An 8,919-nucleotide genomic window follows, 5' to 3' on the forward strand; every position below is an offset into this window, starting at 1 on the left:
GCTGCGCAGCCGTCTGCTGGCCGGCCCAGGGGCCGCGGCGTTCGAGCTGCCGATCGCGGCCTACCGGGACGCCGCCGGGGCCGTCTGCGGTGTCGCCGACGAGCTGGCGCTGCTGCTGCGCCGCTACGGCGAGGCCCACGCCGGGCCCGCCGCGGACGCGACCCGCGTGCACCTCGAGGCCCTGTGTCTCGGCACCCGCACCGACGCCGACCGGCTGGCCCGGGCCGTCGTCGCGCTGCAGGAGCAGGCGGCCCACCACGAGACGGCGCGCCGGGAGGTCGTCGCCGCGCAACCGGCGGCCGCGGGGTGGTCCGGGGCCGCAGCCGTGCTGGACGCCGTCCTCGGTGGGGCGGCGGGGCACGCTCCGTCGGCGCGCCAGGCCCTCGCCGTCTACCAGCGCAACTCGAACCACGTCCTCACCACGGCGCTGCCGGTCTTCGGCGGGCCCGGGGTGGTGTGACGCGTCGCGACAGGGTGTGCGCTCGGCGTGCGGCGCCCCGTATCCTTCTCGGTGTGCTGGTCCTCCGAGCAGACCTCGTCGACGAGATCGTCGCGCACGCACGTCGTGACCACCCCGACGAGGCGTGCGGTGTCGTCGCCGGGCCCGAGGGGTCGGACCGCCCGGAGCGGTTCGTGCCGATGCTCAACGCGGCGCGCTCGCCCACGTTCTACGAGTTCGACTCCGGCGACCTGCTGCGCCTGTACCGGGACATGGACTCCCGCGACGAGGTGCCGGTCGTGATCTACCACTCGCACACCGCGACGGCGGCCTATCCCTCGCGCACCGACATCTCCTACGCCTCCGAGCCGGAGGCGCACTACGTGCTGGTCTCCACCCGGGACGACGCCGAGGCCAACCACACCGGCCACGACCTGCACTCGTACCGGATCGTGGACGGCGTGGTGACCGAGGAGGAGATCCAGGTCGTCGAGTCGTACATGTTCGCCCACACCGGCTCCGACGACGTCCCCGACCACGCCTGAGCCTCACCAGCGCACACGCGCCGGGGACGCGCGTGGAATGACCGTCGCTCCCGGACGCGTTGCCCAGGACAGACCACCACCGGCAACCGATCCGACCAGGAGTATCTCCGCATGGCCGTCACCGTCTCCGTCCCGACCATCCTGCGCACCCACACCGACGGTGAGAAGTCCGTCGAGGCCAAGGGCAGCAACGTCTCCGAGGTGATCGACGACCTCGAGTCGCGCCACGGCGGCATCAAGGAGCGCCTGATCACCGACGGCAAGCTGCACCGCTTCGTCAACATCTACGTCGACGACGAGGACATCCGCTTCGCCGGCGGGCTCGAGGCGCCGGTGCAGGAGTCCTCCACGCTGACCATCCTCCCGGCCGTCGCGGGCGGGATGCGCTAGCCGATGGCCCGCTACGACTCGCTGCTCCAGGCGGTCGGCGACACCCCGCTGGTCGGGCTGCCGTCGCTGTCGCCGTCCGATGACGTGCGCATCTGGGCGAAGCTCGAGGACCGCAACCCCACCGGTTCGATCAAGGACCGGCCCGCGCTCGCGATGATCGAGGACGCGGAGAAGCAGGGCCTGCTGAGCCCCGGCTGCACGATCCTGGAGCCGACGTCGGGCAACACCGGGATCTCGCTGGCCATGGCGTCCAAGCTCAAGGGCTACCAGCTGGTCTGCGTGATGCCGGAGAACACCTCGGCCGAGCGTCGCCAGCTGCTGGGCATGTACGGCGCGCAGATCATCTCCTCGCCGGCGGCGGGCGGGTCGAACCAGGCCGTCGCGGTGGCCAAGGAGCTCGCCGCGGAGCACTCCGACTGGGTGATGCTCTACCAGTACGGCAACCCGGCGAACACCGACGCGCACTACCGCGGCACCGGTCCGGAGATCCTGCGGGACCTGCCGTCGGTGACGCACTTCGTCGCCGGGCTGGGCACCACCGGCACGCTGGTCGGGGCCGGGCGGTACCTGCGCGAGCAGAAGCCCGGCGTCCAGGTGATCGCGGCCGAGCCGCGCTACGGCGAGCTGGTCTACGGCCTGCGCAACCTCGACGAGGGGTTCGTCCCGGAGCTCTACGACGCGTCCGTGCTGACCGGGCGCTTCTCGGTCGGCAGCTACGACGCGCTGCGCCGCACGCGCCAGCTCGTCGAGCAGGAGGGGATCTTCGCCGGCATCTCGTCCGGCGCGATCCTGCACGCCGCGATCGCGGCCGCGGAGAAGGCGGCCAAGGCCGGCGAGACCGCCGACGTCGTCATGATCGTGTGCGACGGCGGCTGGAAGTACCTGTCCACCGGCGCCTACTCCGGTGACCTCGGCACGGCCGCCCAGGGCATCGACGGCCAGCTCTGGGCCTGACGCCCACCCCGTCTGCAGCGAGCGGCCCGTTCGTCGGAACCTTTCCGACGGAGGGGCCGCTCGTCCGTTCCTCGGCGGGGGTCAGCCGGTGAGGATGCGCCAGGTGTGGGGGGCCAGGTGCAGTGGGTCGTCGGTGGCGGTCGCCTCGGCGAGGACCTCGCCGTGCAGCTCGTCCGGGAAGCGGAACGGCTCGTCGTCGGCCGAGAGCAGCAGGACCAGGCCGCCGCCCCCGTCGTGGCGTGGCGCCGAGCGCAGGGCCATCGTGGTGTCGGTGACGTGCTCGACGGTGGTGCGCGCGTCGACCAGCCAGGGGTGGCGACGGCGGAGCCCGATCAGCTGCTGGTGCAGCTCACGGGTGGTGGCGCCGAACGGCGCGAGGTCGGCCGGGGTGTCCGGGAACGGCGGCCGGATCGCGTCGTCGCCGTGCTCGCGTTCCTCCTTGATCCCGGTGAACGCCTGCTCGTCACCGGCGTAGACCGACGGGATCCCGCCGACGGTCATCAGCACCGCCACCGCGTGCCCGAGGTGCGCCGGGTTCTCCAGGCGGCTCGCGATCCGGGTGACGTCGTGGTTCCCGACGAAGGTCAGCGGCGTGAACGTCGTCAGCATCTCCTCGTGCCGGCTCAGGTTCCAGGCCAGCTCGTGCAGGTTCCCGTCGTTGAGCGAGCTCCACACCGACTTCCACAGCTCGTACTGGGTGACCGAGTCCATGCCGGACTCGGACACGACCGCGGCGTAGTCGCCGTGGATGACCTCGCCGACGAACCAGGCGTCCGGGTGCCGTTCGCGCACGGCCGGCAGCACGGCGGCCCAGAACGACGACGGCACCTGGTAGGCCGCGTCGAGGCGCCAGCCGTCGGCGCCGCGGTCGAGCCAGTGCGTCATGACGTCGGCGACGTGCGCGCGCACGGCCGGCTCGTCGTGGTTCAGGGAGACCAGCTTGTCGTGGCCCTCGAACGACTCGGGTACGGGAGCGCCGCCGGTGGAACGGGCATCCGCGCTGTCGCCGCTCCAGCGGAACCAGCGCCCGGCCTCCGAGGCCGGCCCGTCGGTGAGAGCCTGCCTGAACTGCGGGAACGAGCGGCCGACGTGGTTGAACACGCCGTCGAGCAGGATCCGGATCCCGCGCGGACGGCAGGCGCGGACGAGCCGGTCGAACGCGGCGTCGTCCCCGAGGCGCGGGTCGATCCGCCGGAAGTCGACGGTGTCGTAGCCGTGGGTCTCGGAGGCGAACACCGGCCCGAGCGCGAGACCGTTGCAGCCCAGATCGACCAGGTAGTCCAACCACGGCTCGAACCGGTCCAGCCGGGGGATCGGGGCGGCGTCGTCGGGTAACGCCTCCGGTTCCGCCCCGACGAACCCGAGCGGGTAGGCGTGCCACCAGACGACGTGGTCGATCCACCGGTCCATGCCGCCCATCCTCCCTGTCGCCGGTCGAGCAACCCGGCCCGGGGAGATGAGTAGGTCGGTACTCATGACCGCGGACCCCCGTCGGCGCAGTCTTTGTCCAGCGAGACCTCGGTGGCGGCCCCGGACGGCGGGCCACACGACGCCCCGGACGGTGGGTCTCGATCCGAACACGACGAGAGGTGTGGGTCATGACCGAGACGGTGGGGTCGAACTTCAACCAGCAGGCGGCGGCGGGCGACGACGGCGGCGGCGACATCTTCCAGAACCAGCAGCAGGCCGGTGCCGGGGTCGGCGGGTCGAACTTCAACCAGCAGGCGAAGGCCGAGGGGGTGAGCGGCCCGCACGGCGAGCCGGTGTTCCTCGACGAGAACGGCAACCAGTACTACATCGACGCCCTCGGCAACCGGATCTACTCGGAGGACTGGGACGGCGGGGACATCTTCCAGAACCAGCAGCAGGCCGGAGCCGCCGGCGGAGGCGGTGGCGGGGGGTCGAACTTCAACCAGCAGGCCGCGGCGGGTGACGACGACGGTGGGGACATCTTCCAGAACCAGCAGCAGGCTGGCGCCGGTGGTGGTGGGGGCAGCAACTTCAACCAGCAGGCGAAGTCCGGCGACGACGACGGCGGGGACATTTTCCAGAACCAGCAGCAGGCCGGCGCCGGTGGTGGCGGTGGGTCGAACTTCAACCAGCAGGCGAAGTCGGGCGATGACGACGGTGGGGACATCTTCCAGAACCAGCAGTCGGGTGCCGGGTCCGGTGGTGGTGGGAGCAACTTCAATCAGCAGGCCAAGTCGGGTGATGACGACGGTGGCGACCTTTTCCAGAACCAGCAGCAGGCCGGCGCCGGTGGTGGTGGGGGGTCGAACTTCAATCAGCAGGCCAAGTCGGGTGATGACGACGGTGGGGACATTTTCCAGAACCAGCAGCAGTCGGGTGCCGGGTCCGGTGGTGGTGGGAGCAACTTCAACCAGCAGGCCAAGTCGGGTGATGACGACGGTGGGGACATTTTCCAGAACCAGCAGCAGTCCGGTGCCGGGTCCGGTGGTGGTGGGAGCAACTTCAACCAGCAGGCGAAGTCCGGTGACGACGACGGTGGGGACGCGGCCCCGACCGTCGTGGCGCACGACGAGCCGAGCTACGAGGCCGCCGGTCCCAGCAGCTACGAGAGCAGCGGCCACGACGGAGGCTCGGACGACATGGACGAGCCCGCCGCGGCGATGAGCGACGGCGGCTGAGTAGCGGACCGGACGACCGGAACGAGTGAGCAGTCGCCCGGCCACGGGCGACTGCTCACACGTGCGAGTGGAGGGGGCCCCGGCGATGCCGACGACCGCGGCGACGAAGCACGCGCTGGACACGCTGGACATGACGGTGAAGGGCGCCCGCGCCTACGACCGTGACGACCTGGCCGACCGGCTGGTGGCGGCGCGACGCCTGCTCGAGGCCGCGACGGTGACCGTGCACGTGGTCGGCGAGTTCAAACAGGGCAAGAGCTCCCTGGTGAACGCGCTGCTCACCGCCCCGGTGTGTCCGGTCGACGACGACATCGCCACCGCCGTCCCGACCGAGGTCCGCTACGCCACCGAGCTGGCCGCCAGCGCCGCCTTCGAGTCCGCCCCCGGCTCCGGCGGCCCGGGGTGGAACGAGACGATCTCGCCGTCGGAGATCGCGGCCTACGCCTCGGAGTCGGGCAACCCCGGCAACACCCGCCGGCTGCGCTCGGTGACGGTCGGGATCGCCCGGCAGCTCCTGTCCACCGGGCTGGTGCTGATCGACACCCCGGGCGTCGGCGGGCTCGGTTCGACGGCCAACGCGACCGCGATGAGCTCGCTGCCGCAGTCGCACGCGGTGCTGTTCCTCACCGACGCCTCGCAGGAGCTGACCGCCGCCGAGCTGCGCTTCCTGCGCACCGTGCGCGAGCTCTGCCCCACCCTGCTGCTGGTGCTCACCAAGATCGACCTCTACCCGGAGTGGGCGCGGATCCTGCAGCTGGACCTGGGCCACCTGCAGCGCCACGGGATCGACGTCGAGGCGGTCGCGGTGTCCTCGGAGATCCGCGCGCTGGCCGCGAAGGACGCGGACCAGGACCTGAACAACGAGTCCGGCTTCCCCGACCTGGTCCGCCGGATCAACGACGTGCTGGCCGGATCCGAGCGGATCGCGCTCGACTCGGTCGTCACGCACCTGCGCTCCGCTCTCGACCAGATGCAGATCGCCGCCACCGCCCGCCGGGACGCCCTGCTCGACCCGGAGAACACCGCCGAGCTGCTGGCCTCGCTGACCGCGGCCAAGGAGAGCGCCGACGCGCTGCGCGAGCGGTCCTCGAAGTGGCAGCTGCTGCTCAACGACGGGTTCGCCGACATCACCTCGGACGTCGACTTCGACCTGCGCAACCGGGCCCGGACCGCGCTGCACGAGGCCGAGGCGACCATCGACGAGGGCGACCCGGCGACCAACTGGGACGAGTTCGAGCGGTGGCTGCGCCAGCGCCTGGCCGGGGAGGCGCTGGAGAACTACGCGCTGTTCGTGCGCCGGGCCAAGGAGGTGGCGACGACCGTCGGCGAGCACTTCGACCTGGCCGAGTCCGAGATCGTCACCGCCCGCGAGGTGTCCGCGCCGGTCGAGCTGCTGGACACGTTCACCGTCGACTCCGCGTTCGTGGAGCGCAAGGCGAAGGGCGCCGGGATGGCCGCTGTCCAGAAGGCCTTCGGCGGGTTCCTGATGTTCACCGTGCTCACCAACGTGGCGACGCTGGGCGTGCCGACGCCGTTCGGGCTGATCCCGGCCCTGCTGCTCGGACGCGCCGGGATGCGCGACGAGCGCAAGCGGCAGGTCGAGAAGCGCCGGGGCGAGGCGAAGGCCGTGGTGCGCCGGTTCGTCGACGAGTTCCAGATGCAGGTCGGCAAGGACTCCCGGGACGCGATCCGGCACGTGCAGCGCGAGCTGCGCACCGCGTGGGGCGACCGGGTGGCGGAGCTGCAGCGTTCGGCCGCGGCCGGTCTCGCCGCCGCGCAGGAGTCCGCGCGCGGCGGCGAGTCCGACGCCGGGGCGCGGGAACGGATCGGGACGGACATGGCCTCGCTGGGGATGCTGCGCGCCCGCCTCGACGACCTCACCGGGCACCTGGAACGGATCCGCTCCGAGCCGCCCGAGCCCGTCGGGAAGGACGTCGCAGCGGACGTCGCAGCCGACGTCCCGGACGGCGGTGCCCGATGAGCACCCGACCGCCCGCCCCGGCGACCCTGGTCAACCGCGTGCGGGGGCTGGTGCACCGGGCCTGCGGGGTCTACGGCGGCGGCCCGGCGATGCCGGACCTGCTCGCCGCCGCGGCGCGCCTCGACGAGCCGCTGCGGGTGGCGATCGCCGGGCGGATCAAGGCGGGCAAGTCGACGCTGCTCAACGCACTGGTCGGCCAGGAGCTGGCGGCCACCGACGCGGGGGAGTGCACCCGGGTGGTGACCTGGTACCGGGACGGGCACACCTACCGGGTCGGCGCGGCCCTGCGTTCCGGACGGTGGTGCGCGCTGCCGCCCGGCGCCACCGGCGGCGTCCCCGACCTGCAGGGGCTCTCCGCCGACGAGATCGACCACCTGGTCGTGGACTGGCCGTCCCCTGCGCTGCGGTCGATGACCCTGGTCGACACCCCCGGGATGGACTCGCTGACCGCGGAGCTGTCCGGGCGCGCCACGGCCGCGCTGACACCGGAGGACGAGGACGGCCCGGGCGCGGTGGACGCGGTGGTCTACCTGATGCGGCACATGCACGCCACCGACGTCTCGTTCCTGGAGGCCTTCCGAGACGACCCGGCCGAGCGGCGGCCGATCAACACGATCGGCGTGCTCGCCCGCGCGGACGAGGTCGGACACGGCCGTCCGGGCGCCCTGGCCAGCGCCGACCGGGTCGCCGCGCGCTACCGTGCCGACCCGAGGGTCCGCGCGCTGTGCCAGACCGTGCTGCCGGTGGCCGGGCTGCTCGCCGCGACCGCGGCCACGCTGCGCGAGGACGAGTTCCGGGCGCTGGCCCAGCTCGCCGAGGCCGCGGACACCGAGTCCGGCAGGCTGCTGCTCACCGCGAGCCGCTTCGCCACCGGGACGACGGAGCTCGACCTGGGGCCCGCGCGGCGGGCGGCGCTGCTGGAACGGTTCGGCCTGTTCGGCGTGCGGCTGTCGGTGCAGCTGATCCGCAGCGGCGTCGCGACGACGGCCGGGGCGCTCTCGCGCGAGCTGCTGCACCGCAGCGGGCTGGTGCCGTTCCGGGACGCGCTCACGAGCCGGTTCGCCGGGCGCGCGGACGCGCTCAAGGCCCGCTCCGCGCTGCGTGCCACCGAGGCCGTGCTGCGCCGCTACCCGGTGCCGGCGGCGACGGCGCTGATGCACGAGCTGGAGCTGGTCACCGCCGGGGCGCACGAGTTCGCCGAGATCCGGCTGCTGGACACGCTGCGCACCGGCGCCCTGCTCCTCTCGGAGTCCGAGCGGGACACCGCCGAACGGCTCCTCGGCGGGGAGGGGGTGCACCCGGCGACCCGGCTCGGTGCCCCCGTCGGGTCCGGCCCGGAGGAGGCCCTGCGGGTCGCGCAGGCGGCGCTCGCGCAGTGGCAGCGCCGCGCCGAGCACCCCTCGTCCGGGCGGGACGTGCGGGAGGCCTGCCGGGTCCTCGTGCGGACCTGCGAGGGGCTGCTGCTCGGGGTGCTGGAGGCCGCCCGGATCCCGGCGCCGCGCACCACCTCCCCGCCGATGAGCAACGGCGGTGTCGCGGCCGGCCCGGGACGAGTAGCGGACTGCTCATGACCAGCGGTTCCGGCGGGGGGAGGCTCGTGCCATGACGACGACGACACCGCAGGCGGCGGCGAGCGGGACCCCGGCGGGCATGCCGGCGCACCTGTGGGAGCTCGCGATGTCCGACGTGCGGCTCAGCGTCCCGGAGCGGGTGCGCAACGCCGTCGCGAACGGCGCGAACGCCCCGGAGGGCATCCGGCGGGTCGCCGCCCGGGTCGCCACCACCGGCGCCGCGCTCGGCGTCCCGGCCGCGCTGCTGGCCGTCGGCGGGTTCGCCGGCGCCACCACGGACGCGCCGGTCGACCTGGCCGGCAACCCGACGCCGCTCGAGGGCGGGCCCCGGCCGGACGTCGGCCCCTCTCCGGACGGCGGGCTGGACCCGGCGCCTGCGGTACCCGGCTCC

General features: G+C 73.1%; 9 protein-coding genes. 8 read left to right on the forward strand and 1 reads right to left on the reverse strand.

From position 1 onward, the window contains the following. The 4 genes from I4I78_RS26050 to I4I78_RS26065 all read left to right on the forward strand — a co-directional run. On the forward strand, positions 1 to 460 hold a 460-nt coding region (locus I4I78_RS26050), incomplete at its 5' end, for a hypothetical protein (RefSeq protein ID WP_374225918.1). A 53-nt stretch (positions 461 to 513) separates the two neighbouring features. Further along, positions 514 to 984: a Mov34/MPN/PAD-1 family protein gene (locus I4I78_RS26055; protein ID WP_218614135.1), complete on the forward strand. Its 471-nt coding sequence runs from the start codon at positions 514 to 516 to the stop codon at positions 982 to 984. A 111-nt stretch (positions 985 to 1,095) separates the two neighbouring features. Continuing rightward, entirely contained in the window at positions 1,096 to 1,374 is a 279-nt protein-coding gene (locus tag I4I78_RS26060; RefSeq protein ID WP_218614136.1) for a MoaD/ThiS family protein, read from the forward strand. Positions 1,375 to 1,377: 3 nt separating this feature from the next. Next, positions 1,378 to 2,328, forward strand: coding sequence for a PLP-dependent cysteine synthase family protein (locus I4I78_RS26065; protein ID WP_218614137.1), 951 nt, complete (start codon positions 1,378 to 1,380; stop codon positions 2,326 to 2,328). Between the two features lie 81 nt (positions 2,329 to 2,409). On the opposite strand, the gene I4I78_RS26070 is transcribed toward I4I78_RS26065, so the two are convergent. After that, positions 2,410 to 3,738: an alpha-amylase family protein gene (locus I4I78_RS26070; protein WP_218614138.1), complete on the reverse strand. Its 1,329-nt coding sequence runs from the start codon at positions 3,736 to 3,738 to the stop codon at positions 2,410 to 2,412. 188 nt (positions 3,739 to 3,926) lie between these two features. Between I4I78_RS26070 and I4I78_RS26075 the strand changes: the two genes are divergently transcribed. The 4 genes from I4I78_RS26075 to I4I78_RS26090 all read left to right on the forward strand — a co-directional run. Beyond that, the gene (locus I4I78_RS26075; protein WP_218614139.1) at positions 3,927 to 4,976 is read left to right on the forward strand and encodes a glycoprotein; all 1,050 of its coding nucleotides are present in this window, start codon (positions 3,927 to 3,929) and stop codon (positions 4,974 to 4,976) included. An 85-nt stretch (positions 4,977 to 5,061) separates the two neighbouring features. Beyond that, on the forward strand, positions 5,062 to 6,957 hold the full coding sequence (locus I4I78_RS26080) for a dynamin family protein (RefSeq protein WP_218614140.1): 1,896 nt from the start codon (positions 5,062 to 5,064) through the stop codon (positions 6,955 to 6,957). Then, positions 6,954 to 8,528, forward strand: a complete 1,575-nt coding sequence (locus tag I4I78_RS26085; RefSeq protein WP_218614141.1) for a dynamin family protein — start codon at positions 6,954 to 6,956, stop codon at positions 8,526 to 8,528. The genes I4I78_RS26080 and I4I78_RS26085 overlap by 4 nt, the downstream gene beginning before the upstream one ends. A 31-nt stretch (positions 8,529 to 8,559) precedes the next feature. Then, the coding region (locus tag I4I78_RS26090; RefSeq protein WP_218614142.1) for a hypothetical protein at positions 8,560 to 8,919 on the forward strand (360 nt) is incomplete at its 3' end.

Source organism: Pseudonocardia sp. KRD291 (assembly GCF_019263595.1).
In the GTDB taxonomy this organism is placed as follows: domain Bacteria; phylum Actinomycetota; class Actinomycetes; order Mycobacteriales; family Pseudonocardiaceae; genus Pseudonocardia.

Coding starts and splice junctions, on each gene's coding strand:
- I4I78_RS26060 (WP_218614136.1), top strand. CDS start 1,096: ATGGCCGTCACCGTCTCCGTCCCGACCATCCTGCGCACCCACACCGAC.
- I4I78_RS26065 (WP_218614137.1), top strand. CDS start 1,378: ATGGCCCGCTACGACTCGCTGCTCCAGGCGGTCGGCGACACCCCGCTG.
- I4I78_RS26070 (WP_218614138.1), bottom strand. CDS start 3,738: ATGGACCGGTGGATCGACCACGTCGTCTGGTGGCACGCCTACCCGCTC.
- I4I78_RS26075 (WP_218614139.1), top strand. CDS start 3,927: ATGACCGAGACGGTGGGGTCGAACTTCAACCAGCAGGCGGCGGCGGGC.
- I4I78_RS26080 (WP_218614140.1), top strand. CDS start 5,062: ATGCCGACGACCGCGGCGACGAAGCACGCGCTGGACACGCTGGACATG.
- I4I78_RS26085 (WP_218614141.1), top strand. CDS start 6,954: ATGAGCACCCGACCGCCCGCCCCGGCGACCCTGGTCAACCGCGTGCGG.